Below are 24,937 nucleotides of genomic sequence, written 5' to 3' on the forward strand. Positions count from 1 at the left end.
GTAAAACGAAATAGGGTGCCGAAAGTTCAAATCTTTATCGATCTATATATGTGAATTTTGCATCACCCCAAAGTTCCTCAAGTCCATAGAAGTTTCTTTGGTCTTTGAGAAAGATATGAACAACTACATTAAAATAGTCCATCAATACCCATTGATTGTTGTTTTTCCCTTCAGTTCTCCAAGGTTTCTCTTTATTTGTTTTTATTACTTCATCCTCAATTGCATCTGCTATTGCCTCTACTTGAGTGTCAGAATTGCCCGAACAAACCACAAAAAAATCTGTCATTGAATTTTTCACCCCTCTCAAATCCATTATTACGATGTCGGAAGCTTTTTTGTCTTCCATGCCTTTGACAATTACTTTACTCAGCGCTTCTGCTGTCATATTTTTAAATTAATTTTACTGAATCTTTATTATTGTTTCTCGTAGATTTTAAATATCTATATAGAAGTACAAATTAACTAATTTAAAATGTATAAAATCCTTGCCAATACCTTATTTCTCGGTAAAGATATCATTTCTCTGCCAGAGTGTCACTCTACCAATGATGTGGCGATGGAAAAAATCAAATCCAGAGAAGCAGCAGAAGGGACTATCGTGATCACTGAAAAGCAAACCAAGGGTAAAGGTCAAAGAGGAAATGTGTGGGAAAGTCAGGAAGGAAAGAATTTGACTTTTTCTTTAGTGCTTTCTCCAAAGTTTCTTCAGCCAATGCAGCAATTTGATTTGAATATAGCCATTTCCATCGCCATCCACGAGCTTTTGTCTGAATATGTTAGTGGATTGAAGATAAAATGGCCAAATGATATTGTTCACGAAACTGACGGGAAAGTGGGAGGGATATTGATAGAAAATATTATTGGGCAGGGTTGTTTGGAGTTTTCTATTGCAGGGATTGGGTTGAATATTAACCAAAGGTTTTTTGAAAATTTATCTGCCACCTCTTTGGCGAATCTGTCAGGTTTTGATTTTGACAAATGGGAAATCTTCAAATTACTTATTCACAAAATTGAAATAAATTACTTGGAATTAAAAAAAGGAAATCTCAAAAAAATGTATCAATACTATTTGAACAATCTGTTTAGGTATCAAGAATGGGCTAGTTTTTCTGATTCTGAAAATTTTGTGGGAATGATAATCGGGGTTCAAGATGATGGGAGGCTAATAATTCAAAAAGAAGATGGAAGTCAGAACTATTATGCTGTCAAAGAAGTTGGTTTTCTCTAAGAGCCAAGTTTCCATTTGTCTTAAAAAGCTGTAAATTTGCCTTTTCTATAGTGAAAAATCAAACAAAAAATTTCAAATATGTCCGAAATTAAATCCGACAAATTCATCAAGTACAAGGTGAAAGACATCTCTCTCGCAGAGTGGGGAAGAAAAGAAATAAAGTTGGCAGAAGCCGAAATGCCAGGATTGATGGCGTTGAGAGAAGAGTACGGTGCTGCACAACCTCTAAAGGGTGCCAAAATAGCAGGCTGTCTTCACATGACTATCCAAACTGCAGTTTTGATAGAGACGTTGGTTGCTTTAGGAGCTGAGGTGACTTGGTCTTCATGTAATATTTTCTCTACCCAAGACCATGCAGCAGCAGCAATAGCAGCGGCTGGGATATCTGTATATGCGTGGAAGGGTCTTACAGAAGAGGAATTTGATTGGTGTATTGAGCAGACTATTTTCTTTGGAGAAGATAGACAGCCATTGAACATGATCTTGGATGATGGTGGAGATTTGACAAATATGGTTTTGGATCATTATCCAGAGTTGGTGGAAGGAATCAGAGGCTTGTCAGAGGAAACTACTACAGGTGTACATAGATTGTACGAAAGAATGAAAAAAGGTACGCTTCCAATGCCTGCAATCAATGTAAACGACTCTGTGACTAAGTCCAAATTTGACAACAAATATGGTTGTAAAGAGTCTTTGGTGGATGCTATCAGAAGAGCTACTGACGTAATGATGGCAGGTAAAGTAGCTGTTGTGGCAGGATATGGTGATGTAGGGAAAGGTTCTGCCGCTTCCTTGAGAGGTGCAGGAGCTAGGGTAATTGTCACTGAGATTGACCCAATCTGTGCGCTACAAGCTGCTATGGATGGATTTGCTGTTAAGAAAATGGTAGACGCTGTCAAAGAAGCTGATATCGTAGTGACTGCAACTGGAAATAAAGATATTATTTCTGAGCAACACTTCAGAGCGATGAAGGACAAAGCCATTGTTTGTAACATTGGTCATTTTGATAATGAAATCGATATGGCTTGGTTGAACAAAAACTATGGAAATACTAAGGATGTAATCAAGCCTCAAGTGGATCTTTATACCATCGATGGAAAAGAAATTATTCTTCTTGCTGAAGGTAGATTAGTTAACCTAGGTTGTGCAACGGGTCACCCTTCTTTCGTAATGTCTAACTCATTTACAAACCAAACTTTGGCACAATTGGAGCTTTGGACGAATACAGATCAGTACGAGCCAGGAGTGTATGTATTGCCTAAGCATTTGGATGAAAAAGTAGCCGCCTTGCATTTAGCTAAGTTGGGAGTAGAGTTGGATACGCTTTCTACTGATCAAGCTGAATATATCGGTGTGACACCAGAAGGCCCATATAAGCCTGAGTATTATAGATATTAAGTGTTTGAATTTATTAAAAAAGCTGGACAATTTGTCCAGCTTTTTTAATAATGTATTCCCTCTATTTTTATCAAATCTCCTTTGATATAATTTTCGTCATTTTGGAGTTCTCTATGAAGTGCTAGCCAAATACCCTTAGAATACGAAAATGCGAATGTTCCATCATATCTGTTTGTTCCTAAATTCAAATTACCAAGCTCATTTAAGTTTTCATCCAAAACTGTTAATATTATTTCTCTTTTATTGAAAATGTTGTTATCGAGTGCTTGACTATTACCAATGCTTGGGCTTGAAATCCTATAGATTAATTTGTGTAAGTCATCGTATATAATCTGAGTATAAAAAGGGTTTGATCGAATATATTCATAATATTCAGAGTCATTTGCATCGAATGAAATGGGAGGGTCAGCTATTGATTTTCCTTCAAAACTAATTATAGATTTACTGATTGTTTTTTTTGTGTTAAAATCGAAGAAGCTAATTTCTGGACTACCTGAAAATAAAAAATAAATACCTTTATCAGATTGAGCTGAAGTCAATTGAAATAATCTTCCTGTAAATTCGATTTCTTCGTAATTTGAAGGGTAATCTATACTAATTGCTTCAATTTTCCCATTATATAAATTTAGCTCAGCAAAATTATTTTTATTTTTTTCTTTTCCCTTTTTCTGAAAATAGAGAAAAATAGATTCTCCATTTATTCCAGATATTAAGTTGTTTCTATATCCAAGGTAGGCAGGGTTTCCATAAAGTTTGTCTCGGTCAATGTATAAAGATTCATCAAATAGATTAAATTCTTTTGTTTTAATTCCATTTTTATCAAAAACAGCAATTGAATAATCATCTGCTAAAACATAATTACTATTATCCAAAAAAGTAAAATTGATAGGGCTGTCAAAGCCATTTGGCCCATTTAAATCTTGCGATTTAGAACTGATTGACTGACTAATTAAATCGAAAAATATTATTTCATGATTAAATTTGTCAAAGACTATTAGTGTGTCATTTAATACTTGGAAGGATTTATAATTAACATCAAGTTTGTCTTGGGTGGGAAAGTTACTCGGTTCTGATTCAAAAATTAATGAAGCAGTAATTTGATTTGTTTTTTGGCATGAACAAATGGTGAAAAATAAAAATATTAAAAGGCAGTATTTCATACTTTTTTGGTTTAAAATAGGGAGTTTAAAACTCCCCTTGAAGAAAGATTAAATTAACAAGTTCCCGAAGGTCTTTTTTTTGCAGGTTTACCACATTTTGATGTGCTTTCAACTATTCTACATTCCTTATTTGGTCGACTTAACTCGCATTCATGCCAGAACCATTGTTGCTTAACACCCCCATTCTCCCAACCATCTTCTTCCTCCTCCTGAGAAATTGACAAGAAACTTGGTACTGTTAAAGTCATTACTAGAGTCATAGTAAAACAGAAAATTTTCTTTTTCATATGTATTTGATATTTAGTTAAGTCCAAATCAAAAAAAAAATGAAAAATCAAACTTTTTTTTAATTATTGCTCCAATATGATTGTCCTTCCGTCAGATAGCAAAATACTGATTTTTGATTCGCAAGTATCTTCCGAAACAAAAGTGACGGTATGTGCCAATGATCTATTTGGATTCCTAAATATTTCCCAAACTTCAATTCCACTGTTAGGCAACACCCAACCTTCCAAGATACAAGCGATAGAATATTTTCGTTGAGTAGTAGATACCATTTTTAGTGGCCTTCCTGTAATATTGCGTCCTTCAATTTGCCCCATGCTACTAATTGAAGTGAATTCACCATTGGTGCTTTCTAAATTGTAAGAAAAAGAGCCAGAGATTTTTGTTCTAGACTGGAATTCATCGATGATTATCAAATCTTCAAACTCTTCAATCCAACGAGGAACGGAAGTGTTACTTTGGGTATTTGTGAAGCTTCTTGCACCTTGTATTTCAGAGTCTTTCAACTTATAGTTTTCATATTGAAGATTTACTTTTTCATTTTGCAAGCTGTCTTCGGTAAATTCTAAAATGATTCTTCCAGTTCGAGTAAGTCTTTGACTAGCACATGTTTCCTTGGCTGAAAAATCCAAAGTAACAGTTTTTGAAATATCTGAGATAGTGAGGTCGGGGCAACCTGGCAAAGAATCAATTGTGGCATTTTGATAATCTTGGAAAGAATAAAAAGCATATATTATCGATTCTTCCAAAGCTAATGAAGTTCTTGAAATCTCATTAGCTTCAACTTGAAGATTTGTAGAAATATTTTTGTCAATGTCATTGGTGCATGACCAAATAAGGATTAGACAAAGAATTGTGAAAAATATTCGATTCATGGTGATATATTGTAGAGTCAAAGTTAAGTCCTTTGTCCTATAAAAAAAATGATGCCAAATCTTAAAGCGCATTCTTTTTTTATGCTTGAAAGAATCTTTATCTTAAAACTTTAAACCCAATAAACAATGAGTTATACTGAAGGAATGTTAAAAGAAGGTGCCCTCAAAGGCAAAAATATACTTGTAACAGGTGGCGGAACAGGTCTGGGGAAATCTATGGGATTGTACTTTTTAAAGTTGGGAGCCAATCTGGTAATCACAAGCAGAAAGCTAGAGGTATTGCAAGAGACTGCTCAAGAAATGGAGAAAGAAACTGGTGGAAAAGTCTTGGCGCTTGCATGCGATGTTAGGGAAATTGACCAAGTAGAGAAAATGTGGAAAGATGCAGTTGATCATTTTGGTCAGATTCATGCAGTATTGAATAATGCAGCTGGAAATTTTATCAGTCCTACTGAGCGACTTTCTACAAATGCATTTAATACTGTTCTTGATATTGTTTTGAAAGGCACTTCCCAAGTTACGCTTACAGCAGGAAAGCATTGGATAAAAGAAAAACAGAAAGGCACATTTTTGAATATAGTCACAACTTATGCATGGACAGGTTCTGGCTATGTAGTCCCAAGTGCAGCAGCCAAAGCAGGAGTATTGGCCATGACAAGATCGCTGGCTGTAGAATGGGCAAAATATAACATTAGATCGAATGCAATTGCCCCGGGACCTTTTCCTACAGAAGGAGCTTGGAGTAGATTATTGCCTGGAGATCTGGTAAAGAAATTTGATCCTGCAAAAAAAGTTCCCGTAGGAAGAGTAGGAGAGCATCAGGAATTGGCAAATTTGGCAGCATACCTGATGTCGGATTTTTCTGCTTATGTAAATGGTGAAGTGATTACCATTGATGGAGGCGAATGGCTTCAAGGTGCAGGCGAATTCAATAATTTGGATCAAATACCTCAAGAGCTTTGGGATATGATGGAGGCATCAAGAGGAAAAAAGGGATGAGCCCCAAATTGCTTTGGGGCTATTTGAAAGCTAAATGGAAAATTAGGAACTTATAACTATCGTCCCTGCATTTTCTTTGCTTGGGTATATTTTCTGTCTAATTTCCTGTTCAGCTGCTTTACCAAGTAGTTGAGATTATAGTTGGTGTCTGTAGAGGATTCTTTAAAAGTGTTCTCTACTATTTCACCATTTTTATTTCTAATGTTAAGCTGAACGAGGTATTGATTTCCTCGTTCACCATAATTTTCGGTAATGTCAATTGTAGCATAGAAACTAACGTCTTTTTGTTCAGAATCCATTGCGAATTGGAGGTCTGAAAACCTGTAATTTTCTTTAAAAGCTTTTTCTAATTTCAGGTTGAATGAATCTGTTTCTTTTTGTAATCGATTTGCACGTCGGTTTTGATTATACTTTTTGTGGAGGTTGATGTCTGACTCTCTGTCTGATAAGAACACATACAAAGTGTCACCTTTGAGTGCCTGTACATCTTCCAATTTCATGAGACCGACTATTCCGGGTGAACAGGAAGATAAAATTATAGTTATACAGAAGTAGAAAAAGTATTTGTTCATAGTCTTTATATTTTAGGACATTTATAAATAGGAATACGTCAATATAAATGATAGTGTTATATTTTAATCTTCCATTTAGCTTTACTCATTAAATTGACCTTAAAATTTGCTTTAAAAATTATAATATGGATAAAATCAATTTTAGATTAATTTATTTAATCGGAGTTTTTGCATTTAGTTTTTTATTAATTACTAGCTGTAAATTATATGAAGACAATGAATTTACCACTTTTCAAGGGGTTTTAATTTTTGAAGATGGAACTCCTGCACAAAATATAGAGGTAGTGTTTGCTAATGAAATATTGTTAGTAGAAATGGAAGGTTTTTCATGGAATGATGCTTCAAATGGTATTTATAGAGGAAAGACAAATGAAAGGGGGGTGTTCAAATTTGTTGTTCCCAAGAAAAACTTTCAGTTTGCATTATCCGCAAGAGATAATTTCGATCCTCTTTATTATTTGTATATAGAACCAGATTTTGTTTTTGGAGTTGAAAAAAATGATGAAATAACGGAGGAAATCTACTTGTTTTTGAATGAGTATTCCATAAATGAACAACAGGTGCTAGACTTATCAAACGTTTTCATCAAGCCATTATGAAAAAAGCACTACTAATCATTTGTGTTGTTTTACCCTTACTGGGTTTTTCCCAAAATATCAAAAACAAAAACGAAGGCATAGAATGGGGGCTTTCTGGCAGTCTTTATCAGCCTTTTTTGCAAGGGAATAATTTTTTGGCAAATGATTATTCAGTTTTTCCGGGAGTTCAGTTTACTTTGAAAGCGAGATATAATAATTTGCCTGGAATAGGTGGGGTTTTGTCTGGGAATATAACTAGAATCAACAACTCGAAGTTTCTAGCTGATTTTTTCGAAAACTCAAGATTTCAAGAAACCGGATTGTTTGTCTATCATATAATACCAATTTCAGAAAAAATATCAGTGGAACCGCGGATCGGATATGGGAACTTTGTTGCTGTAAATATAGATGATACCCAAAAATTTCGTTTAAATTATGACAGGATTTTTGGTCAAGTTAACGTAAGTTGTTTTTTGATGAAATCGGGTGACTATGGGGAGTGTAATCTTATTGGTGGATTCGCTTATGGCATTTTGAATGGACATAGAATCAATATCAATCAAGATGATAGAAACTATGTCCAAAAGTCCAGTGTTTTGGCTTTTAACTTGGGGATAGAATTAGTTTTTCATTAATACAAAAACCCAAATAAATGCTTAATAAATCAATCAATAAAATCTTAAATTGCTTATCTTAATAAGCATTAATTTAATTTACTGCTTATTAGGATAAGCAATAGATTGATTACGAAAATTCCTCCACAGTCAAATCATTGTTTATCATCGCCCCAGCGAGGCTTCCAGTAGCTACGGCATTGGCAACGGATCGCATCATGCTCGTACTGTCTCCGCAAGCTAGGACATTGTCAATGTTGGTCTTTTGAAGCATATCTACTTTGATGTGGCCTTGTTCGGTGATTTCACAGCCGAGGTTTTCAGGGATCTTGCAGTGCTGTTCAAATGCTGGGCGTGAATATATGACTGTCAGATCAAAGGTGGATTTGTCCTTGAAAACAAGCTGTCTGACTTTTCCATGTTCATGATTAAAGAAGTCGATTTCCTTTTCAACGATAGAGATATTGTGTTTTTTGATTCTACCCGTCTGTTCCTGTGTCAAAGTAGCTTTTCCATTTGTGAAAATAGTCAGGTCTTTTGTCCAATTGTTGATCAATTGCGCATAATGGAAAGCAAAATCACCATTGGCCAAGATTCCGGTTTTCTCATTCCTCACTTCGTAACCGTGGCAGTATGGGCAGTGGATCACCGAGTTCCCCCAACATTCCGAAAATCCTTCTATGTCAGGCATAAGGTCTTTGACTCCTGTTGCGAAAAGTAGCTTTTTGGCCTTGAAGCTTTCTCCAGTTTCTGTGGTAATAATAAAACCAGAATTAGTTTTGGTACCATTGATGGCAAGTCCTTCGTGGAATTTGACAGTGTCATATTGTAAGACTTGGGCCTTAGCCTTTTTGGCTATTTCGGATGGTTTTTCTCCGTCCTGTGTGATAAAATTGTGTGAATGTGGAGTTTGCCTATTGCATGGTAAGCCACTGTCGATAATCAATACGTTTCTCAATGCCCTACCCAATGCCATCGCTGCAGAAAGTCCGGCATAGCTTCCTCCAATGATGATTACATCGTAATACTTTTCGTTTTTCATATAACTTGGTTTAATTGATTTTTCTGTAAAAACATACGGAGAAAAACTTGACAGCGTAGTAACAGCAATACTACATTGGACTAGAAATTCTCGTCTAGTTTGGTTTAATTTTTCCATACATTTTGATTTACAAAACGCAACAATGTTGCATGTAAATCAGTTCAATCAATTTTGTGAAATGTTTTATTCGATTAAGATTCAATTTTTGAAATTGGATTTGTAAAGAAGCGAAATCAAATCTAGAAGAATTTAGAGGATAAAAACTGTGAAATGAAAATGGATGGTAATCTTAGTATGGAGAATTGAAAATGTGATTAGCAACAAATTCTACGATCTAACTTTGAGATCTTTTCCTTTATTCCAATCCAATTCTTTTTATATTTGCACCCAAACGAAAGCCATGCAAAAAAGACTTGTCCTTGATCAGCAGCAAATCGAAATTATTCTGAAGCGATTTTGTCACCAATTGATCGAAAACCATGATACTTTTGAGAATACCGTCCTTCTAGGTTTGCAACCACGTGGGCCGATCGTATTGGATAAGCTAGTGAAATTATTGGAAGAAATCTCTGGAATCAAAGTTCCCTCCGGCTATTTGGATGCGACTTTCCACAGAGATGATTTTAGGAGAAGAGACTTTCCATTGAAAGCTAATGAAACCAAAATCAATTTTTTGATCGAAGGAAAGAAAGTCATTTTGGTCGATGATGTGCTGTACAAAGGGAGGTCTGTCCGTGCTGCCATGGATGCGATGATTGCTTTTGGAAGACCAGCAAAAGTTGAATTAATGGTCTTGGTCGATAGAAAATTCACCAGAGATTATCCAATCATGCCGGATTACTGCGGTTTGAAAGTCAATACCCTTGAAAGCCAGTATGTAATGGTGGAATGGGCAGACAATGGATATGATAAAGACGCAATTTGGATAACTGAAAAAGCTTAAGAGAAGATATGTCACAACTCAGCACGAAACATCTTTTGGGAATCAAAGACATCAGCACAGAAGATATCCAATTGATCTTTGAGACCGCCGATAATTTTAAAGATGTACTCAATCGTCCCATCAAAAAAGTACCTTCCCTAAGAGATATTACGATCGCCAATATATTTTTTGAAAATTCCACTAGGACCAAACTTTCCTTTGAGCTTGCAGAAAAAAGACTTTCAGCCGATGTTGTGAATTTTTCTTCAAGTAATAGTTCGGTGAAAAAAGGAGAGACTTTGATCGATACTGTCAACAACATCCTTTCTATGAAAGTAGATATGGTGGTCATGAGGCATAGCAGTCCAGGAGCACCGCATTTTCTATCAAAAAACATCAAAGCCAATATCGTCAATGCTGGTGACGGAACACACGAACATCCTACACAGGCACTTTTGGATTCATTTTCCATCAGGGAAAAGTTGGGGGATGTAGCAGGGAAAAAAGTCGCCATCATTGGAGATATCTTGCACTCTAGGGTAGCAATTTCAAACATTTTTTGTCTTCAAAAACTCGGTGCTGAAGTGATGGTTTGTGGGCCGATTACCTTGATCCCGAAGCATATTGCAAGTCTGGGAGTAAAAGTAGAATACGATGTGCAAAAAGCCCTCGCTTGGTGTGATGTGGCCAATGTGCTTAGGATACAGTTGGAAAGACAGCAGATCAAGTATTTTCCTTCCTTGAGAGAATACTCACTTTACTATGGAGTCAATAAAAAGATGCTGGATCGATTGGATAAAGAAATCGTCATCATGCACCCAGGACCAATCAATAGAGGAGTAGAATTGAATTCTGATGTAGCGGACAGTGAGCACTCCATCATCCTCAACCAAGTTGAAAATGGGGTAGCGATTAGGATGGCGGTTTTGTATTTGTTGGCTGGGGTGAAGTAGGGTTTGTCTCTAGTGAAAACAGGTAACTATAAGCAGTTGGGTGAATTGGTTGGATTTAACCCAAATTGAAGCTAAGGATTTTACAATATTCACGAGAAGATGATTGCGGAAATATTCTTTGTACTACGTACTTCAAAGGGGCGATAGCCCTGTAATCTTCGTACTTAATGAACATGTACCCAATCCTATCGGGGCTTAGCTCACATATCTTAAATTCCTTAAAAACAATATTCGGCTAAAGCCAATAGGCGTGAATCAATATTTATATGGATGGGCTAAAGCACCATCCCAATTCAAAGGGGGTACCATTTAGATCCCCTAAGCCTCGGCCTCAAAGAAAGAATGGTTTACATGATAATTGATGATTTGCGGTTGACAATTGGTAGGGATATATGTTATTGTAAGGATGAAAAAAGTTATATTTTTTTTGAAAGTAATTGATTTGATGACAAGAATTGTCACCAGTCCTATTTTATACTTGTATAGATAAATAAATTATCAACCAAATAAATTAAATTTGTTATGAGAGAGTTAAGTATTGAAAAAATGGAAATGGTGAGTGGGGGAGGTTTTTTAGATGGGTTTTGTACGGTAATGTTAGTTCAAAGAGCTGGAATGGTGGGTTTAGCTGCTTTTGGTAGAGCTGCTGCAATGATAACTCCTGGGGTTGGTCAAGCCATGGCAGTAGCAACAATAGGCTGCTTAGCCTATACATTTATGAAGTAGGTTAAATTGAGGGTAAGAAGTTTCTTTCCCTCAATGCATTAAACAGTGTCGCATAATCTATAAACTGTACTTTATTAAATTTAAAATTTTAGCTAAAAAATAAATTTGATGATTAAAAAAATTTATGCACTGGTATTAATATCATTATTATTTATCTTACTTGTATTGACTGATGGTACGATACAAAATAACAAAACTATTTATTTTGTATCGTTTATTTTATTTTCAATAGGTGCTGTATATGAACTAAACAAAGACTATAAAAAAAAAGGGAAATAGATTTTTCTATTACATAAATTTTATTTTTCTCGGTAAATTGAAAAAATTTTTGATTTTGTCAGTTTTTAGTTTAAATCAATAGAGTCCAAAAGCGATATTAATACAATCGAAGATTCAATTTTATGAACCTAATCTGATATGTGCACTTTGGTTTTAAGTAAACATAAATTGCATAAGAGTAAAAATACACCTCTCTACAGATAGCGAAGGAGCAATTTTTGTAGATATTGCTATTGCTTTTATACCTACTGCAGGTCAAGCAAAAGGCGAGCTAGTACTTAGTGGTTTATCTGCCATGGGTTGTTTGAGTGGGCCAGCAAAGAAGTGATTTACTCCAAAAATACCATTAAGGTCAAGTTAATGCCTTAGTGGTATTAAATGAAAAAATATGTATAAAAACAGCTATATTAAATTCATACCAAGGTTAATCGTATGCTCTATAGGCTTATTCCTTTTTTTCTATGACAAAACTTTAGCCAGATATTTTATTTTTCCAACACTCATAATTATGGGGTTAATTGAGCTAGCCATGAAAAAAAGACAAAAAAATTAAGACTGAATTTCATTGAGAAATTCACTTTTTAGATCACTTATATCATACCTTTATTTTGGCTATTTTACAAATAGTAAGTAACAAATAGAGGGATTTCTAATCACTACAGACTGATTTACCCAATCCAAAGGGGCGTAGCCCTGATATCTTAAATTTCTTAGAAATAATATTCTGCTAAAGCCAATAGGCGTGAATCAATATTTATAAGAATGGGCTTAAGCACCATCCCAATTCAAAGGAATTCCTTCGCTAGGATTCCCTCTTGCTGAATTCCCTCCTGCTTCAGCTGGAGGATTAGGACAATGACAAAGGTTGAAGGAAATCACCTCAATTCTGCAATCCAAAATTTCGTCTCTATTTTTTTCTCTTCTGATGTTGTCTTAGAAAATCATATTTTTAGGGTGGAGACATATTGACAAAAATTTGTAAACATGTAAAGTCGGTTAATAAAATTGTTGTTGACATTTAAAAACAAATTTAAGCACATGAAATCAAGCATGACGAAGAACGTCACACACTGGGATGATTTTCAACCATGCGAGATTCCAAGTGACCTCTGAAAAACAAATTTAAGCACATGAAAAGAATGTTTAGGATAATTCTTAATCCAGAGGCTGATGGAGGTTTTACCGTCACAGTACCTTCTTTGCCTGGATGTGTAACATGGGGAGAAAGTATAGAAGAGGAAAAATTAATGGCGACAGAAGCTATTTCATTATATCTTGAAGATATGGCTTCCAATGATGAAGATATACCAAATGATATGAATAGTCTTGAGTTATCCTTGGTAGTTTCCTAAAGTATTGCCCTGAAATTTATCATCTTATCTGATTATCACCTTGATTTTTTTGTTCTTTTATTCTCTTATGAAAATTGTACTCATAAAAAATTGAAATTACTGAATTAAGTATAAAATACTGATTTTTGTTGTATTTCAAAATTATATTCCTTTTAAGGGGGGGGTAATTTTGGTTTAGAATTATATTCTAAAATTCAAACTAATAAAAGTACAAATCAACGATATTTTATCTAGTGATTGTGACTAGGATTTTGATATTTATTTTTTGTGTTTTATAATTGGGAATCAATAGTTTTTAGTCTTTAGTTTTTGATCAGAGGTATATTGATATTTTAATTGGTGAATTATGAAGGTTTTTGCATTGCTTGTTTTTTATGCTGTAGGGCTTTTCGTTGTGGGTTATCTGGTATTGGGTACAGAGTCCATGTTGATGGCAGAATTGGCCAATCAGGTCGAAATAGAAATCTCGGAAAATGTGCTGCTGGATATGTTGGAACCAAACTGGAGATAATATGGCAGGGATGAAGTATTATGAACGAACAAAGCTCCTGATAGAGTTGATTGAGAAAAAGAAGACGGGTGGACCTGGTGACTTGGCTAAGACCATAGGAGTATCCAAAAGAATGGTTTATCTGATTATAGATGATTTGCGGTTGACACTTGGTCGGGATATCTGCTATTGTAAGGATGAAAAAAGTTATGTTTTTTATAAAAAAAGTTGATTGGGTGAAAGATTATTTCACTGACCTGGGTTTAAGTTTGAATATCTTTTAAATAAATTTCAACACTTTAAAACTCACTAATTATGAAAAGGATAGTATTAACTTTGGGGATTGTTTGTTTTTTGGTCTTTAGCTGTAACAATGAAATAGACGATAGCAATATTGTTGAAAATGAGGTTGTCGAAAATTCAGGGATTGACTATTCTATATTTACGGAAGCTTATATAAATACAACTAAAAAACAATCTAATAGTAAAGTCTATAATTTTGGAGTTCATGAGAATTTGGAAAGGGATATGATTGTATTTTTGGATAGGAAATATCCAGATAAGGACTTAATTTCGACCTATGATGACATGATTGCATCATATAAGTTAGCCAATCCTAAGTTCAAAAATAATATTGCTTTTAGTTTATCCGAGACTAATGATTTACAGGAAGAAATTAAAAGTTTGAATCTTTCAACTGAATCCGAAGAATTTCTAATTAATTTATCAGGAGCTTTTGATCAATTATTATATAATTCAAGTGATGATTATGTGGAGGAAGATGTTATGGTAAATATCACAAATGAACTGGATGAGATGACGTCTTTCGTTAACATGAGTAATCTTATACCAATAAATGAAAAATTCATACTTTTGGAATCTTTAGAAGCATACAAGGTAAATTTACCATTGCTATTGTCAGAAATTTCTTCTAACGGTATCGTCAATGGAAGATGGCTTAAGAGATTGCTGAGACAGGTTACTACGGTAGTAGTAAATATAGCAGTAGGAGTAGCAACAGGAGCCGTTCTTGGTGGCTTGACTGGTGCGATTATTGGTGGTTCAGTAGGTCTTGCGACAGGTGTCTATATGATTGCAAACAACGAATGTTATGCAGCCTTTTGTTGGCCATCGGGTAGAATGTCTTGTCAAACAGGTAACTGTATTTTTTGATAATTATTTGAATAACAATTTAACTTATGAAAAAAGTAATGTTAAAATCATGGGTTTTGGTATTTGTTTTACTTTTTAAGTATGAGTTTTCTTTGGCTCAAGATAATGAGTCCAATCCTATAATTTACTCTCAAAAAATAGATAGGATGGAAAATATACTGGAGGTATGGAATGCCAATCGAGGTACTTTGTATCTTAGGGAAAGCACGGTCGAATTTGTGCCAAAAAACACCAATGGTAGAGGAGCTTTTGAATTGGAATATGAGGATATTATTTCTGTGAAAAGACGTTTTTCACTTATTTTCCCTAATCGAATATTTATTATAGATAAAAATTATTCGAAAATCAAAATCTTCACTTATAAAAGAAGGCAGATTATAGATATCATTCGATCAAAAATGGAGGGATGATATTGAGGTAATTGAAGAATCATAGAGGGTTCATGAATAAGTTTAGCCAATTTAAATAGGTAAATGGTTTCAGTTTCAGGCTATTTTAGTTGTAGGCAATTAAAATAGCCTGATTTTTTTTAGAAGTGTGAAGTAGTACTATTCTCACTTGTATTTTATCAATCTGCCATTATAGGATGGCTTTGTGTAGTAGGTTCTTTGGCATTTCTCTTTGTAGGATGGAGGTATCACCGTCCTATCATTGCCAAACAAAAGGAAGTCATGGCAGCCCATGCACTGAATGAGACCCAATACATCGATAGTCTCACAGGGATTCAGGTTCTAAGGTCATATGGCAGGGAGGAGGTGTTTCGCCAACGGATCGATCAGGTTTATACCCATTATCAAAGCAAAGGGTATGATTTGGTTATTTTGGGCAATAACTTTTCCTTTTTTACACAGGTCATTGTGGCTGTGTTCATGAGTTTACTTTTTGGTTTAGGAGTTTACTTGGTTTTTCAGGAAAACCTGCAATTGGGTGAGCTGATGGCATTGATACAGGTTGGGAGTTCCATCATTCCCGCAGTGGCGGGATTGGTCGTTGCCAATATTCAATTTCAGGAAGCCAAAGATTCTAATCCTAGACGAAGCCACATCGGCGATGGATTATGGGACAGAGCGGAAGGTTCAGGCACTGGTGCGTGAGTATGTGAAAAGTACAGTTGCATCACTCTTACTGATCACCCATCAGCCAACCTTGGCAGCGAGTATGGACAAGGTGATGATCTTGGAGCAAGGCCAAATATCCGCTTATGGCACAGCTAGTGAACTGCTGCAAGCGGATAATCTTCTAAGCAGAGCCTATCAAAATATATTGGAACCAAACTGGAGATAAGATGGCAGGATTGAAGTATTACGAACGGACGAAACTCCTGATAGAGTTGATCGAGAAAAAGAAGACGGGGTGTCCATCCAAATTGGCCAAGAGGCTTCAAGTACACAAGCGAACGGTCTATAGAATTATTGATGATCTTCGTCTTTCATCAAGTATTGAGATTGTTTACTGAAAAGATTCAGAAAGTTATATTTTTTTAAAAAATAATTGATTGGGTGACAGGAAATGTCACCAGACCTAAATTATACTTGTATAGTTAAATAAATTATCAACCAAATAAATTAAATTTGTTATGAGAGAATTAAGTATTGAAAAAATGGAGATGGTTAGTGGTGGAAAGAATGCGGTTGGCTGTGCAGCTGGAATAATTACAATGGCTGCGATTGCAGGATTTGCGCTTTCAAATCCAGTAGGTTTTGGTGCAGCATTTTTGTATGGTGCAGGTAGTGGTATTCTTGCATCGACCACAGGCGCAGCTGCACTGGCTATAATGGAAGCTTGTTAAACAATTAATTTAGAGACCTGTAATTTGAATTTTCAGGTCCTTAATGAATTAAATATGATCATGAAAAAAAAGCATTTGGCTATATTTCATATGTTTTGGTCAATTGGTATAGTTGTCCTTGTTTGTCTTAGTTTGGAAGAGTTTAAATTTTTACCTGTCCTAGCTGTAGTTTCTATGGCATTAGCAATTAATTATGCTATATATGCAAACTACAAAAATGATTTATCAGAAAATAGAAGTGGAATGAAAAAGACAAAGCAATTGGAAAGAAATAAGAAATTGAAAATAATTTTTAGTGTGATTGCACTTTTGTTATTTTCCATTCAGTTGTTAATCTCTTATGGTTTGGTTAGTTTTAAATACGAATCCTATTTTGGGGCTATTGTTTTGTTCATTTTAGTTGTCTTGATGTCAATAATCATTTTTAAGCAAAAGAAGTCTGAGTCTTTAGAATAATGAGTTTTTAATATTTGTGATCAGAACTGGCTAAATGTACTAACCCAATTAATGGAATAGCACCATGCTCTAAAGGCTTTTTCTATTCTAGGGTCTTGATTTGGCCTTAGTTGTTTATGAAGGGGTTATAGTTGAAATGAATAATTATCGAAACTTGTTAATAATGCAAGTTTCGATAATTTGTTTAAGCCTTTTCCTTCAGAAAAAAGTAAGCGAAATTATATGAATCCATTCAATCAATTCGAGAAAACTGTTAAAATTGCGAAACCGCTAAGAATGATCGGATTATTTTATTCCTTGTTTTTAGGATTTAGTTTTTGATCAAAGGTATATTGATATTTTAATTGGTGAATTATGAAGGTTTTTGCATTGCTTGTTTTTTATGCGGTAGGGCTTTTTGTGATGGGTTACTTGATATTGGATACAGAGTCCATGCTGACCGCAGAATTGGCCAGTCAAATTGATATTGAGATCCCAGAAAACGTCCTTTTGGATATGCTGGAGGAAATGAGGTATTGGAGTAAATTTTCAGCCTTACTCACTTTGGCGCTTTTGACGATTAAGTGTTTTCTGATGGCTTTAGTGCTGTATGCAGGACTTTTCTTTGCCAATAGGCACCAAGGTGTTAAGTTGGGGAGTTTGTTCAAGGTAGCAGTGTATGCAGAAAGTATCATTGTCTTGGCAGGGATGGTAAAAGTTGCGTTTGGGGCATTTTCCGATTTTACTTATACGGAATTTTCGCTTTTTTACCCTTTGTCGGTTTTGAGTTTTCTAAACCCAGAGGCAATTCAACCTTTATGGTATTATCCATTACAGTTGCTGAATGTATTTGAAATCATATACATCTTTTTATTGATTTATTTCTTTAGTCAAGAAATTGAAATCAAGAAGACTGAAAGTTCCAAAGTTGTATTGGGTTCATATCTTTTTTCTATGAGCTTTTGGTTGATTTTGATCTTGTTTTTAACCTTAAACTTTACCTAATCCATGGTGAGAAAAATAGTTTTGTTGTTTATAGTTGTCGGGATGTTGGGCATGTTGGGTCTTTTTGCTTGGAAATATCAGAAGAAATCAGAAAATATTGCCCAGATCAAAGAGCAGATTCAAGTTGTTCCCAATTTTTGGCTAAAATCTTTAGATGAAGAGACATTCTCAATTAGTGATTTTGCCTCAGGAAGTCCATTGCTTATCATTTATTTCAATTCGACCTGTGAGATGTGCAAGATTGAACTTAATGCACTCAATGAGCGATTTACTGAATTTGGGCAAATCAATATACTATTGGCAAGTTCTCAAGAAAGGGAAGAGTTGGAAGGATTTATGGATAAATATCCATTTGTCTCCGAATCAAATATAAAAGTGGCATTGGATGACGAAATGAAGCTTTCGGGCTACCTCGGGGTCAAATCTGTACCAAGTGTTTTTTGCTACGATTCTAAAGGGGAGCTAATTGCCAACTACCAAGGGCCTGTGAAATTAGACATCCTGCTGGATAAACTTTTGGACAGAAAGGAGGTGGAGAAATGAAATTAGCAACATTCAAATTAAAGAAGTTTCATGTAACCCAATTGGGGGAATATGCCTGTGGCTTGGCTTGCCTGAGTACCATTTCCAAATATCATGGTGGAGAAGTCACACAGGAAAAGCTTCGTGATGTAAGTGGGACAACCATGTCAGGAACTACACTCCTTGGTCTGATCCAAGCAGCCGCAGAGATTGGGTTGGAGGCAAAGGGCTTTGAAGCAGAAGTCAAGCACCTTAAAGAACAGGAAGCCCCAGTGATTCTGCATGTGGTCATGGACAAGGTGAGAGAGCATTATATAGTGTGTTTTGGCTTTGATGGGGAGAGGTTTTGGCTGAGTGATCCCGGAGTGGGAATTGTTTCTATGAATGAAACGGAGCTGATGAATATCTGGAAGTCCGGTATTTTGCTTCAAGTAAATCCTACCGAAAAGTTCCAGACACAGAAAATCCAATCCAACTCCAAAATGGATTGGTTCAAATCCCTGATTGCAGAAGATATTCCAATTCTATTGGTTGCGACTGTTTTGGGGACTTTGATGGCTATTACAGGACTTTCTACTGCGATTTTTTCCCAAAAACTGATTGATGATTTTCTTCCTAACCAAACTTATGACAAAGCCATTTTGGGTGTGGTTGCTTTGGGGTTGCTTTTGCTATTCAGGTCATTGCTTGGTTATTTCCAAGGTGTCTTTATGGCAAGACAGGGTAGAGATCTGAATATCCGGATTGTATCATCTTTTATTGAAAAGATTTTGCATCTGCCGATGAAGTACTTCAAGGGCTTCAGTACTGGTGACCTGATTGCAAGGATGAACGATTCTCTTCGGATCAAAAATACTGTTTCCCTGATTACTGGGACGGTGATTATTAATTTATTGGTTGTGGTGGTGTCCTTGGCCTTTGTATTTTATCAATCTGCCATTATAGGATGGCTTTGTGTAGTAGGTTCTTTGGCATTTTTATTTGTGGGTTGGCGATATCACCTTCCTATCATTGCCAAACAAAAGGAAGTCATGGCAGCCCATGCGCTGAATGAGACACAATACATCGATAGTCTGACAGGGATTCAGGTACTAAGGTCATATGGCAGGGAGGATGTGTTTCGCCAACGGATCGATCAGGTTTATACCCATTATCAGACCAAGGGATATGATTTGGCTATTTTGGGCAATAACTTTTCCTTTTTTACACAGGTCATTGTGGCTGTGTTCATGAGTTTACTTTTTGGTTTAGGAGTTTATTTGGTTTTTGAAGAAAATCTGCAATTGGGTGAGCTGATGGCATTGATACAGGTAGGCAGTTCGATCATTCCAGCTGTAGCGGGATTGGTAGTCGCCAATATACAGTTTCAGGAAGCCAAAGTGGCTTTTGACAGGATGCATGAGATTGCAGGATTGAAAGAAGAAGATCAAACGATATCGGAGAGCAATTCTAAAACTATCAATCCTGAATGCCTTTTGGCAGTCGATCAGGTGATGTTCCGTTACCCAGGGAGAAGTTCCATCCTGAAAGGGGTAAGCTTTGAGTTGCATGCAGGTCAGACCACAGCTCTGTTTGCCCCGGTAGGTACAGGGAAGAGTACACTGGTGGATTTGATTCAGCGCTTTTATCTTCCAGAGCAAGGGGGTGTCCAAATGCCGTTTTTGGGAATAGGAGAAATCAGCTTGAAACATTGGCGGGATCAATTGGGGGTAGTAAACCAAAAAGAGAAGCTATTCAACAGCTCTGTTTTGGATAATATAGCTTTGAGCAATACCCAGGAGGAGCTGGAAGCTACAGCAAGAGTACTACAAGAATTGGGTTGGTGGGATATGTTTGCAGGATTGCCACAGGGAGTATTGACACTCTGTGGAGAAGACGGCAGGAATCTCTCTGGCGGGCAGCGCCAACTTGTGGGTCTGGCAAGGGCCATGGTCAGAAAACCAAAGATTCTAATCCTCGACGAAGCTACATCGGCGATGGATTACGGGACAGAGCGGAAGGTTCAGGTATTGGTGAGGGATTATGTGAACAACACAGGTGCATCCCTTTTGCTGATCACCCATCAGCCAACCTTGGCAGCGAGTATGGACAGGGTAATGATCTTGGAGCAAGGCCAAATATCCGCTTATGGCACAGCTAGTGAACTGCTGCAAGCGGATAATCTTCTAAGCAGAGCCTATCAAAATATATTGGAACCAAACTGGAGATAAGATGGCAGGATTGAAGTATTACGAACGGACGAAGCTCCTGATAGAGTTGATCGAGAAAAAGAAGACGGGTGGGCCAGGTGATTTAGCCAAGACTATAGGAGTAACCAAGAGAATGGTTTATCTGATTATAGATGATTTGCGGTTGTCGCTTGGTCGGGATATCTGTTATTGTAAGGATAAAAAAAGTTTATGTTTTTTTTGAAAAAAAAATGATTGGGTGAAAGATTATTTCACCAGTCCTAAATTATACTTGTATTGTTAAATAAATTATCAACCAAATAAATTAAATTTGTTATGAGGGAGTTAAGTATTGAAAAAATGGAGATGGTGAGTGGGGGTAAAATTTCTTGGAAATGTGTTTTGGGAATTGTCGCTGTTTGTACTGGAGCGGTGTTGGCTGCTACTGGAGTAGGTGCAGGTGCAGCTGGAGGTGCAATCAGTGGTGGTATCAGTGCAATAGTTACGCAATGTTAAAAACATGAAAGAATTGATTGTATGAGATTCGTTCAATCAATTCTTTCTTTAGGAAAATGCTATGAAAATGCTACTTATTATTTTCTTGTGCTTGTTCTATGGTCAATCAATTAAAACTGATCATGAGAATATAAATACCATCAGATTCGATATTAAAGAAGTGATGAATATGCATGGAAGTGCTGATTTGATGAATTCAACAGGAGGGCTAATCAAATCAGTTGAAATAAAAGATGGAGGATTGATTATTGGTGATATTTCGGTCAGTAAAAACAAAGGGGTCTATTTAACAGTAAAAACAGGCTCAGATCAGCGTTTTTTAAGCTTTAATCCTTCTTTGTCCCAAATAAATGACTTCTCGGAAGACGAAGTGATTTACAAAAAGAAAAGTATGCCAAAAAATGGGATTTTATGGAAAAGTAGGAGCCAAGGTGATAAATTTGCCCAAACTATTATAGATAAAGGTCAAGTGATTATTTCAGTGGAGAATATAGAGGATGACCTCTTGCTGGCAATGATATTAATGGAAAGAATACATCATGCAAGATCACTTTTGATTGCAAACTCAGCTTTCTTTTGATCTAAAGGGCTCTTTTTGTTTTGAATTAGTATTGTCAAGTTTGTGAGCGTAAATTATTTGAAAATTCTTATCCCGCTATGGTCTCTAGGGATCATAGCTTTTATTTTTTTAAGTCCAACTGAATTAAAAATCCTGCCCATGCTAGCTGTTGTTTTTATGGCTACTGGAATAAATTATTCATTATTCAAATACCTCAAAGCTTTTCCTTCAGAAAAAAGTAATCTATATTATATGAATCCATTCAATCAATTCGAGAAAACTGTTAAAATAGCGAAGCCTTTAAGAATGATTGGTTTAGTTTTTTTCATGTTTCAGATGATTCTATGGCTAGACATTATAGAGTTTGAATATGACAGGTATGTTTTTTTCTTGGTAATTGTTCCCTTGCTGTCTTATATTTTCTTAGCTATTAACTTTTATAATAGCAGACAGAAATCTGAGGATTGAAATTATTAGGTCATATATTTCTATATTTAATTTCCTATATTCTAACCATAACTCAAATTCCTTGAAGGCAATTTTATTAGAATCCGAATACTTATGTGTAAAAAATTTTATATTTTTGTGTATAAAAAAGTTTAAGGATGAGAACCAATATAGAGATAGACCAAAAAGTCATTGATGAAATTCTTGAAAAAACAAGTATCAAAACAAAACGTGAGGCAGTCGATTTGGCATTAAAGGAATTTCTCCGAATGATCAAGTTGAAAGAACTGTCTGAACTGGCTGGTAAAGTCAATTGGTCTGGAGATTTAGATGCCATGAGGACTGATTGAAATGGACAATGTATTGATAGATACTAGTGTGTGGATTAATTTTTTTGGAGGAAAAGACCAAAAGATTATCAGTGCCGTTCAGGAATTGCTCTATCGAGATAAAGTGGTGATTTGTCCTCCTGTTTACCAAGAGATTTTGCAGGGAATCAAGTATCCCAAGGAATTTTTGGATATGAAGGATAGGTTTGGTGCATTGAAACAATTACATGCAGATCCAATTCAGGCAGCTGAAGGTGCAGCTCAGATATATTCTGTTTTAAGGTCAAAAGGTGTTACCATAAGAAAGAGCAATGATTGTTTGATTGCTTGGTATGCCATGACTTCCGATGCAGTTCTTTTTCATTTGGATAGGGATTTTGTGCCAATTTCTGAATTTTTCAAACTTCGATTCTATCTGGTAAACTAATGTGGTTTGAAATGTATTTAAAATTAAAAATTAGTCTTTAGGCATTCCTTATTCCATTTGGTCTATTTGATTCGTTGTATAAATTGGGTTGTAAAGGTTTTTTTATACACAGAAGATTTAAAACACTTGATGGTTGTCGAAAATAAGTTGAAGGTTATTGACCCAGTATTTTCCATCTTAAATGTAGTTGAATTTTGACTTTATTTATTTCATCCATATAATCATGTATAAAAACAGCTATATTAAATTCATACCAAGGTTAATCGTATGCTCTATAGGCTTATTCCTTTTTTTCTATGACAAAACTTTAGCCAGATATTTTATTTTCCCAACACTCATAATTATGGGATTAATTGAGCTAGCCATGAAAAAAAGACAAAAAAATTAAGACTGAATTTCATTGAGAAATTCTTTTTAGGATAGTTTCTTGGATTTCAAACCTGGGAAGGGAAATCTCCGAATGATTTTAATTCGATTATTCCTAAATTAACATCCGTGGTTACTGACCAACAGGTGTTAGACTTCTAACAATATCGGGTATTTAAAAAAAACAATTACGAAAACAGCAAACTTTAAGTCACAAATGCTTTCCTATTCGATGATTATTACTTAAAAATCGGACCAAGTAGAACATTTCTTGATCTTGTCTATAACTATTGAAGAACACATACCAAGTTGTATTCTTATTTCTCTTGAAAGAAGTATAATGCATTCCCTTTCCATACTTTTCGAAATACTCTGGCGCAAGTTTTTTGGATTTATTCGGTAAATCTTTTTCGATTTCGGCAAAAAGATCATCAGCATAACGGTAGGCATCTTCGAAAAAGCCGAAGTACTCCTTTTCATAAAGAATTAATGACAACTCTTCAAAGTATGCCCTGATTTCAGGAAGGAAGAGCACTTTCATTTATGATAGATTTTTTTCAAATCCTCCTCTATACCTTTCATTAGTTCACTTTTTGTGATACCCCTATGAAAATCTTCAGGTAGGCCATTCTCCTCACCCGACTCCCTCAATCCAAGAACTTGCGCAAGCAAGGTGTCTACTAGGTTGTTCAAGCTTCGATTTTCTTTTTTTGCAAGGTACTCAAGCTTTTCTCTGACTGAGTCACTAAGCCTTAGTGATGTTGTTTTTCTTTTAGATGTGTTCATTTGTGTTTATTTGTATTCATTCGAGTTACAAATATACATTTTTTACTTTAATGGATTAAATCTAAGCTCTATAGGCTTATTCCTTTTTTTCTATGACAAAACTTTAGCCAGATATTTTATTTTTCCAACACTCATAATTATGGGATTAATTGAGCTAGCCATGAAAAAAAGACAAAAAAATCAAGGCTGAATTCCCTCCTGCTTCAGCTGGAGGATTAGGATAATGACAAGGATTGAAAAAAAATCACCCCAATTCTGCAAACCAAAATTTCTTCTCTATCTCCTTGCCTTCATCTGTCTTGAAATGATAAGATTTGCTGATAGTCTGTTTTTTGCTGACAGCAATTGGATGCTGAAAAATTGGACCATCATAACAAAAAGTATGGAATTCACCGTTTTCACCACAAGGGTCTATTTTGTATGGTAAGTTTTTAAGAAATTCCAAATTAAAGACACTCCCAACCCATTTTTCTTCTATCAAATCGGCATCTGCCGCACAGATCAACGTTTGAAAGCCAGCTGCAATAAAATCCCTTGCAGTTTGGGCAGTATCTTTCTTCCAAAGTGGGAAAATAGCTTTGAAGCCTCTTTTGGAAAGTTGTTGTTCTCGATAAGCTTTCAGGTCTTCCAGATAAATATCCCCATAGGCAATGGTCTCTATTCCCTCTGTTTTGAGGGTGTCGAGATAGGAATTGATGGCTGTTTCATATTCCTTGTTATCACCACTTGCAGGGTAGTAGATTTTATCAAGCATCATTCCGATAGATTCTGCTTGTTTCTCTACGAGGGATTCATGGATGCCATGCATGCCCACCCTTCGGCTTTCTTCGCCGAAGGTGGTATGCAATCTGACCACTTCATATCGAGGGTCATTCATCAGTTTCCAGAGGGCAAAAGCACTATCTTTGCCCCCTGACCAACTCATGGAAATCTTGGTTTTTT

At 35.6% G+C, this 24,937-nt stretch carries 37 protein-coding genes; 27 read left to right on the plus strand and 10 right to left on the minus strand.

Features of this window, described 5'->3' with window-relative positions; all coding sequences use genetic code 11:
* Positions 1-34 precede the first annotated feature (34 nt).
* Positions 35-385, minus strand: coding sequence for a ribosome silencing factor (rsfS, locus tag MM236_RS16145; protein ID WP_241276030.1), 351 nt, complete (start codon positions 383-385; stop codon positions 35-37).
* Between the two features lie 87 nt (positions 386-472).
* On the opposite strand from rsfS, the gene MM236_RS16150 reads away from it, so the two are divergent.
* The gene (locus tag MM236_RS16150) at positions 473-1,228 is read left to right on the plus strand and encodes a biotin--[acetyl-CoA-carboxylase] ligase (protein ID WP_241276031.1); all 756 of its coding nucleotides are present in this window, start codon (positions 473-475) and stop codon (positions 1,226-1,228) included.
* A 78-nt stretch (positions 1,229-1,306) separates the two neighbouring features.
* On the plus strand, positions 1,307-2,626 hold the full coding sequence (gene ahcY / locus MM236_RS16155; RefSeq protein WP_241276032.1) for an adenosylhomocysteinase: 1,320 nt from the start codon (positions 1,307-1,309) through the stop codon (positions 2,624-2,626).
* Positions 2,627-2,670: 44 nt separating this feature from the next.
* Here ahcY and MM236_RS16160 read toward each other — a convergent pair whose 3' ends face one another.
* From MM236_RS16160 to MM236_RS16170, 3 genes are all read right to left on the minus strand, one after another.
* On the minus strand, positions 2,671-3,786 hold the full coding sequence (locus tag MM236_RS16160) for a DUF4221 domain-containing protein (RefSeq protein ID WP_241276033.1): 1,116 nt from the start codon (positions 3,784-3,786) through the stop codon (positions 2,671-2,673).
* Positions 3,787-3,839: 53 nt separating this feature from the next.
* Positions 3,840-4,073, minus strand: a complete 234-nt coding sequence (locus MM236_RS16165) for a hypothetical protein (RefSeq protein ID WP_241276034.1) — start codon at positions 4,071-4,073, stop codon at positions 3,840-3,842.
* A gap of 63 nt (positions 4,074-4,136) precedes the next feature.
* A complete protein-coding gene (locus MM236_RS16170) occupies positions 4,137-4,946 on the minus strand; it encodes a hypothetical protein (protein ID WP_241276035.1) in 810 nt (269 codons plus the stop codon).
* Between the two features lie 126 nt (positions 4,947-5,072).
* Here MM236_RS16170 and MM236_RS16175 point away from each other — a divergent pair, with 126 nt between their 5' ends.
* Entirely contained in the window at positions 5,073-5,945 is an 873-nt protein-coding gene (locus MM236_RS16175) for an SDR family oxidoreductase (RefSeq protein WP_241276036.1), read from the plus strand.
* A gap of 56 nt (positions 5,946-6,001) precedes the next feature.
* Here the strand turns inward: MM236_RS16175 and MM236_RS16180 are convergent, their stop codons facing one another.
* Positions 6,002-6,517: a lipoprotein gene (locus MM236_RS16180; RefSeq protein ID WP_241276037.1), complete on the minus strand. Its 516-nt coding sequence runs from the start codon at positions 6,515-6,517 to the stop codon at positions 6,002-6,004.
* Positions 6,518-6,642: 125 nt separating this feature from the next.
* Between MM236_RS16180 and MM236_RS16185 the strand changes: the two genes are divergently transcribed.
* A complete protein-coding gene (locus tag MM236_RS16185; protein WP_241276038.1) occupies positions 6,643-7,116 on the plus strand; it encodes a DUF4198 domain-containing protein in 474 nt (157 codons plus the stop codon).
* Positions 7,113-7,730, plus strand: coding sequence for a hypothetical protein (locus tag MM236_RS16190; protein ID WP_241276039.1), 618 nt, complete (start codon positions 7,113-7,115; stop codon positions 7,728-7,730). The genes MM236_RS16185 and MM236_RS16190 overlap by 4 nt, the downstream gene beginning before the upstream one ends.
* A 109-nt stretch (positions 7,731-7,839) precedes the next feature.
* Here MM236_RS16190 and MM236_RS16195 read toward each other — a convergent pair whose 3' ends face one another.
* Entirely contained in the window at positions 7,840-8,751 is a 912-nt protein-coding gene (locus MM236_RS16195; protein WP_241276040.1) for an NAD(P)/FAD-dependent oxidoreductase, read from the minus strand.
* A 400-nt stretch (positions 8,752-9,151) separates the two neighbouring features.
* On the opposite strand from MM236_RS16195, the gene pyrR reads away from it, so the two are divergent.
* The 3 genes from pyrR (at position 9,152) to MM236_RS16210 (ending at position 11,352) form a co-directional block, all read left to right on the plus strand.
* The gene (gene pyrR / locus MM236_RS16200; protein WP_241276041.1) at positions 9,152-9,694 is read left to right on the plus strand and encodes a bifunctional pyr operon transcriptional regulator/uracil phosphoribosyltransferase PyrR; all 543 of its coding nucleotides are present in this window, start codon (positions 9,152-9,154) and stop codon (positions 9,692-9,694) included.
* Between the two features lie 8 nt (positions 9,695-9,702).
* A complete protein-coding gene (locus MM236_RS16205) occupies positions 9,703-10,626 on the plus strand; it encodes an aspartate carbamoyltransferase catalytic subunit (protein ID WP_241276042.1) in 924 nt (307 codons plus the stop codon).
* A 522-nt stretch (positions 10,627-11,148) separates the two neighbouring features.
* Complete coding sequence (locus tag MM236_RS16210; RefSeq protein ID WP_241276043.1) at positions 11,149-11,352, plus strand: hypothetical protein; 204 nt, start codon at positions 11,149-11,151, stop codon at positions 11,350-11,352.
* A 1,047-nt stretch (positions 11,353-12,399) separates the two neighbouring features.
* Here MM236_RS16210 and MM236_RS19710 read toward each other — a convergent pair.
* Positions 12,400-12,528, minus strand: a complete 129-nt coding sequence (locus tag MM236_RS19710) for a hypothetical protein (protein ID WP_255742830.1) — start codon at positions 12,526-12,528, stop codon at positions 12,400-12,402.
* Between the two features lie 233 nt (positions 12,529-12,761).
* Here MM236_RS19710 and MM236_RS16215 point away from each other — a divergent pair, with 233 nt between their 5' ends.
* From MM236_RS16215 to vapC, 19 genes are all read left to right on the plus strand, one after another.
* Entirely contained in the window at positions 12,762-12,983 is a 222-nt protein-coding gene (locus MM236_RS16215) for a type II toxin-antitoxin system HicB family antitoxin (RefSeq protein WP_241276044.1), read from the plus strand.
* Between the two features lie 346 nt (positions 12,984-13,329).
* Positions 13,330-13,494, plus strand: a complete 165-nt coding sequence (locus MM236_RS16220) for a hypothetical protein (RefSeq protein ID WP_241276045.1) — start codon at positions 13,330-13,332, stop codon at positions 13,492-13,494.
* Position 13,495: 1 nt separating this feature from the next.
* Positions 13,496-13,705, plus strand: coding sequence for a hypothetical protein (locus tag MM236_RS16225; protein ID WP_241276046.1), 210 nt, complete (start codon positions 13,496-13,498; stop codon positions 13,703-13,705).
* Positions 13,706-13,788: 83 nt separating this feature from the next.
* Positions 13,789-14,646, plus strand: coding sequence for a glycine zipper family protein (locus MM236_RS16230; protein ID WP_241276047.1), 858 nt, complete (start codon positions 13,789-13,791; stop codon positions 14,644-14,646).
* Positions 14,647-14,672: 26 nt separating this feature from the next.
* Positions 14,673-15,056 carry a hypothetical protein gene (locus MM236_RS16235; RefSeq protein ID WP_241276048.1) on the plus strand — a complete coding sequence of 128 codons (384 nt, stop codon included), beginning with the start codon at positions 14,673-14,675 and terminating at the stop codon, positions 15,054-15,056.
* 171 nt (positions 15,057-15,227) lie between these two features.
* Positions 15,228-15,740, plus strand: a complete 513-nt coding sequence (locus MM236_RS16240; RefSeq protein WP_241276101.1) for an ABC transporter transmembrane domain-containing protein — start codon at positions 15,228-15,230, stop codon at positions 15,738-15,740.
* A 4-nt stretch (positions 15,741-15,744) separates the two neighbouring features.
* Positions 15,745-15,930 (plus strand): hypothetical protein, encoded by a 186-nt coding sequence (locus MM236_RS16245; protein WP_241276049.1) that lies wholly within the window; start codon positions 15,745-15,747, stop codon positions 15,928-15,930.
* A gap of 1 nt (position 15,931) precedes the next feature.
* Positions 15,932-16,102 carry an HTH domain-containing protein gene (locus tag MM236_RS16250; protein WP_241276050.1) on the plus strand — a complete coding sequence of 57 codons (171 nt, stop codon included), beginning with the start codon at positions 15,932-15,934 and terminating at the stop codon, positions 16,100-16,102.
* A 120-nt stretch (positions 16,103-16,222) separates the two neighbouring features.
* A complete protein-coding gene (locus tag MM236_RS16255; protein WP_241276051.1) occupies positions 16,223-16,435 on the plus strand; it encodes a hypothetical protein in 213 nt (70 codons plus the stop codon).
* 60 nt (positions 16,436-16,495) lie between these two features.
* Positions 16,496-16,891, plus strand: coding sequence for a hypothetical protein (locus MM236_RS16260; RefSeq protein ID WP_241276052.1), 396 nt, complete (start codon positions 16,496-16,498; stop codon positions 16,889-16,891).
* 354 nt (positions 16,892-17,245) lie between these two features.
* The gene (locus tag MM236_RS16265) at positions 17,246-17,875 is read left to right on the plus strand and encodes a hypothetical protein (RefSeq protein WP_241276053.1); all 630 of its coding nucleotides are present in this window, start codon (positions 17,246-17,248) and stop codon (positions 17,873-17,875) included.
* Between the two features lie 3 nt (positions 17,876-17,878).
* Positions 17,879-18,418 carry a peroxiredoxin family protein gene (locus MM236_RS16270; protein ID WP_241276054.1) on the plus strand — a complete coding sequence of 180 codons (540 nt, stop codon included), beginning with the start codon at positions 17,879-17,881 and terminating at the stop codon, positions 18,416-18,418.
* Positions 18,415-20,607, plus strand: a complete 2,193-nt coding sequence (locus MM236_RS16275) for a peptidase domain-containing ABC transporter (RefSeq protein WP_241276055.1) — start codon at positions 18,415-18,417, stop codon at positions 20,605-20,607. Before MM236_RS16270 ends, MM236_RS16275 begins: the two co-directional genes overlap by 4 nt.
* 1 nt (position 20,608) lies before the next feature.
* Positions 20,609-20,809: a hypothetical protein gene (locus MM236_RS16280; RefSeq protein ID WP_241276056.1), complete on the plus strand. Its 201-nt coding sequence runs from the start codon at positions 20,609-20,611 to the stop codon at positions 20,807-20,809.
* A gap of 92 nt (positions 20,810-20,901) precedes the next feature.
* Complete coding sequence (locus tag MM236_RS16285) at positions 20,902-21,081, plus strand: hypothetical protein (RefSeq protein ID WP_241276057.1); 180 nt, start codon at positions 20,902-20,904, stop codon at positions 21,079-21,081.
* Between the two features lie 67 nt (positions 21,082-21,148).
* Entirely contained in the window at positions 21,149-21,661 is a 513-nt protein-coding gene (locus tag MM236_RS16290; RefSeq protein WP_241276058.1) for a hypothetical protein, read from the plus strand.
* 138 nt (positions 21,662-21,799) lie between these two features.
* Positions 21,800-22,108 carry a hypothetical protein gene (locus tag MM236_RS16295; RefSeq protein ID WP_241276059.1) on the plus strand — a complete coding sequence of 103 codons (309 nt, stop codon included), beginning with the start codon at positions 21,800-21,802 and terminating at the stop codon, positions 22,106-22,108.
* 137 nt (positions 22,109-22,245) lie between these two features.
* On the plus strand, positions 22,246-22,437 hold the full coding sequence (locus tag MM236_RS16300; protein WP_241276060.1) for a type II toxin-antitoxin system VapB family antitoxin: 192 nt from the start codon (positions 22,246-22,248) through the stop codon (positions 22,435-22,437).
* A 1-nt stretch (position 22,438) separates the two neighbouring features.
* Positions 22,439-22,843: a type II toxin-antitoxin system VapC family toxin gene (gene vapC / locus MM236_RS16305; RefSeq protein ID WP_241276061.1), complete on the plus strand. Its 405-nt coding sequence runs from the start codon at positions 22,439-22,441 to the stop codon at positions 22,841-22,843.
* Positions 22,844-23,420: 577 nt separating this feature from the next.
* Here vapC and MM236_RS16310 read toward each other — a convergent pair.
* From MM236_RS16310 to MM236_RS16320, 3 genes are all read right to left on the minus strand, one after another.
* Positions 23,421-23,750, minus strand: coding sequence for a hypothetical protein (locus MM236_RS16310; RefSeq protein WP_241276062.1), 330 nt, complete (start codon positions 23,748-23,750; stop codon positions 23,421-23,423).
* Positions 23,747-23,995, minus strand: coding sequence for a hypothetical protein (locus MM236_RS16315; protein ID WP_241276063.1), 249 nt, complete (start codon positions 23,993-23,995; stop codon positions 23,747-23,749). The genes MM236_RS16310 and MM236_RS16315 overlap by 4 nt, the downstream gene beginning before the upstream one ends.
* Before the next feature lie 244 nt (positions 23,996-24,239).
* Positions 24,240-24,920, minus strand: a complete 681-nt coding sequence (locus MM236_RS16320) for a Dph6-related ATP pyrophosphatase (protein WP_241276064.1) — start codon at positions 24,918-24,920, stop codon at positions 24,240-24,242.
* Between the last annotated feature and the right edge of the window lie 17 nt (positions 24,921-24,937).

Origin of the sequence: Belliella calami, assembly GCF_022549695.1 — a bacterium.
GTDB classification, from domain to species: Bacteria; Bacteroidota; Bacteroidia; order Cytophagales; family Cyclobacteriaceae; genus Belliella; species Belliella calami.

Bases quoted from the DNA above. Each gene is read 5' to 3' on its own strand.
- MM236_RS16295 (WP_241276059.1), top strand. From the start codon at position 21,800: ATGCTAGCTGTTGTTTTTATGGCTACTGGAATAAATTATTCATTATTC.
- MM236_RS16310 (WP_241276062.1), bottom strand. From the start codon at position 23,750: ATGAAAGTGCTCTTCCTTCCTGAAATCAGGGCATACTTTGAAGAGTTG.
- MM236_RS16280 (WP_241276056.1), top strand. From the start codon at position 20,609: ATGGCAGGATTGAAGTATTACGAACGGACGAAGCTCCTGATAGAGTTG.
- ahcY (WP_241276032.1), top strand. From the start codon at position 1,307: ATGTCCGAAATTAAATCCGACAAATTCATCAAGTACAAGGTGAAAGAC.
- pyrR (WP_241276041.1), top strand. From the start codon at position 9,152: ATGCAAAAAAGACTTGTCCTTGATCAGCAGCAAATCGAAATTATTCTG.
- vapC (WP_241276061.1), top strand. From the start codon at position 22,439: ATGGACAATGTATTGATAGATACTAGTGTGTGGATTAATTTTTTTGGA.
- MM236_RS16275 (WP_241276055.1), top strand. From the start codon at position 18,415: ATGAAATTAGCAACATTCAAATTAAAGAAGTTTCATGTAACCCAATTG.
- MM236_RS16315 (WP_241276063.1), bottom strand. From the start codon at position 23,995: ATGAACACATCTAAAAGAAAAACAACATCACTAAGGCTTAGTGACTCA.
- MM236_RS16285 (WP_241276057.1), top strand. From the start codon at position 20,902: ATGAGGGAGTTAAGTATTGAAAAAATGGAGATGGTGAGTGGGGGTAAA.
- MM236_RS16180 (WP_241276037.1), bottom strand. From the start codon at position 6,517: ATGAACAAATACTTTTTCTACTTCTGTATAACTATAATTTTATCTTCC.
- MM236_RS16215 (WP_241276044.1), top strand. From the start codon at position 12,762: ATGAAAAGAATGTTTAGGATAATTCTTAATCCAGAGGCTGATGGAGGT.
- MM236_RS16175 (WP_241276036.1), top strand. From the start codon at position 5,073: ATGAGTTATACTGAAGGAATGTTAAAAGAAGGTGCCCTCAAAGGCAAA.
- MM236_RS16255 (WP_241276051.1), top strand. From the start codon at position 16,223: ATGAGAGAATTAAGTATTGAAAAAATGGAGATGGTTAGTGGTGGAAAG.
- MM236_RS16210 (WP_241276043.1), top strand. From the start codon at position 11,149: ATGAGAGAGTTAAGTATTGAAAAAATGGAAATGGTGAGTGGGGGAGGT.
- MM236_RS16165 (WP_241276034.1), bottom strand. From the start codon at position 4,073: ATGAAAAAGAAAATTTTCTGTTTTACTATGACTCTAGTAATGACTTTA.
- MM236_RS16185 (WP_241276038.1), top strand. From the start codon at position 6,643: ATGGATAAAATCAATTTTAGATTAATTTATTTAATCGGAGTTTTTGCA.
- MM236_RS16235 (WP_241276048.1), top strand. From the start codon at position 14,673: ATGAAAAAAGTAATGTTAAAATCATGGGTTTTGGTATTTGTTTTACTT.
- MM236_RS16190 (WP_241276039.1), top strand. From the start codon at position 7,113: ATGAAAAAAGCACTACTAATCATTTGTGTTGTTTTACCCTTACTGGGT.
- rsfS (WP_241276030.1), bottom strand. From the start codon at position 385: ATGACAGCAGAAGCGCTGAGTAAAGTAATTGTCAAAGGCATGGAAGAC.
- MM236_RS16230 (WP_241276047.1), top strand. From the start codon at position 13,789: ATGAAAAGGATAGTATTAACTTTGGGGATTGTTTGTTTTTTGGTCTTT.
- MM236_RS16270 (WP_241276054.1), top strand. From the start codon at position 17,879: ATGGTGAGAAAAATAGTTTTGTTGTTTATAGTTGTCGGGATGTTGGGC.
- MM236_RS16220 (WP_241276045.1), top strand. From the start codon at position 13,330: ATGAAGGTTTTTGCATTGCTTGTTTTTTATGCTGTAGGGCTTTTCGTT.
- MM236_RS16250 (WP_241276050.1), top strand. From the start codon at position 15,932: ATGGCAGGATTGAAGTATTACGAACGGACGAAACTCCTGATAGAGTTG.
- MM236_RS16205 (WP_241276042.1), top strand. From the start codon at position 9,703: ATGTCACAACTCAGCACGAAACATCTTTTGGGAATCAAAGACATCAGC.
- MM236_RS16320 (WP_241276064.1), bottom strand. From the start codon at position 24,920: ATGAGTTGGTCAGGGGGCAAAGATAGTGCTTTTGCCCTCTGGAAACTG.
- MM236_RS16195 (WP_241276040.1), bottom strand. From the start codon at position 8,751: ATGAAAAACGAAAAGTATTACGATGTAATCATCATTGGAGGAAGCTAT.
- MM236_RS16225 (WP_241276046.1), top strand. From the start codon at position 13,496: ATGGCAGGGATGAAGTATTATGAACGAACAAAGCTCCTGATAGAGTTG.
- MM236_RS16290 (WP_241276058.1), top strand. From the start codon at position 21,149: ATGCTACTTATTATTTTCTTGTGCTTGTTCTATGGTCAATCAATTAAA.
- MM236_RS16265 (WP_241276053.1), top strand. From the start codon at position 17,246: ATGAAGGTTTTTGCATTGCTTGTTTTTTATGCGGTAGGGCTTTTTGTG.
- MM236_RS16300 (WP_241276060.1), top strand. From the start codon at position 22,246: ATGAGAACCAATATAGAGATAGACCAAAAAGTCATTGATGAAATTCTT.
- MM236_RS16260 (WP_241276052.1), top strand. From the start codon at position 16,496: ATGAAAAAAAAGCATTTGGCTATATTTCATATGTTTTGGTCAATTGGT.
- MM236_RS16150 (WP_241276031.1), top strand. From the start codon at position 473: ATGTATAAAATCCTTGCCAATACCTTATTTCTCGGTAAAGATATCATT.
- MM236_RS16160 (WP_241276033.1), bottom strand. From the start codon at position 3,786: ATGAAATACTGCCTTTTAATATTTTTATTTTTCACCATTTGTTCATGC.
- MM236_RS16170 (WP_241276035.1), bottom strand. From the start codon at position 4,946: ATGAATCGAATATTTTTCACAATTCTTTGTCTAATCCTTATTTGGTCA.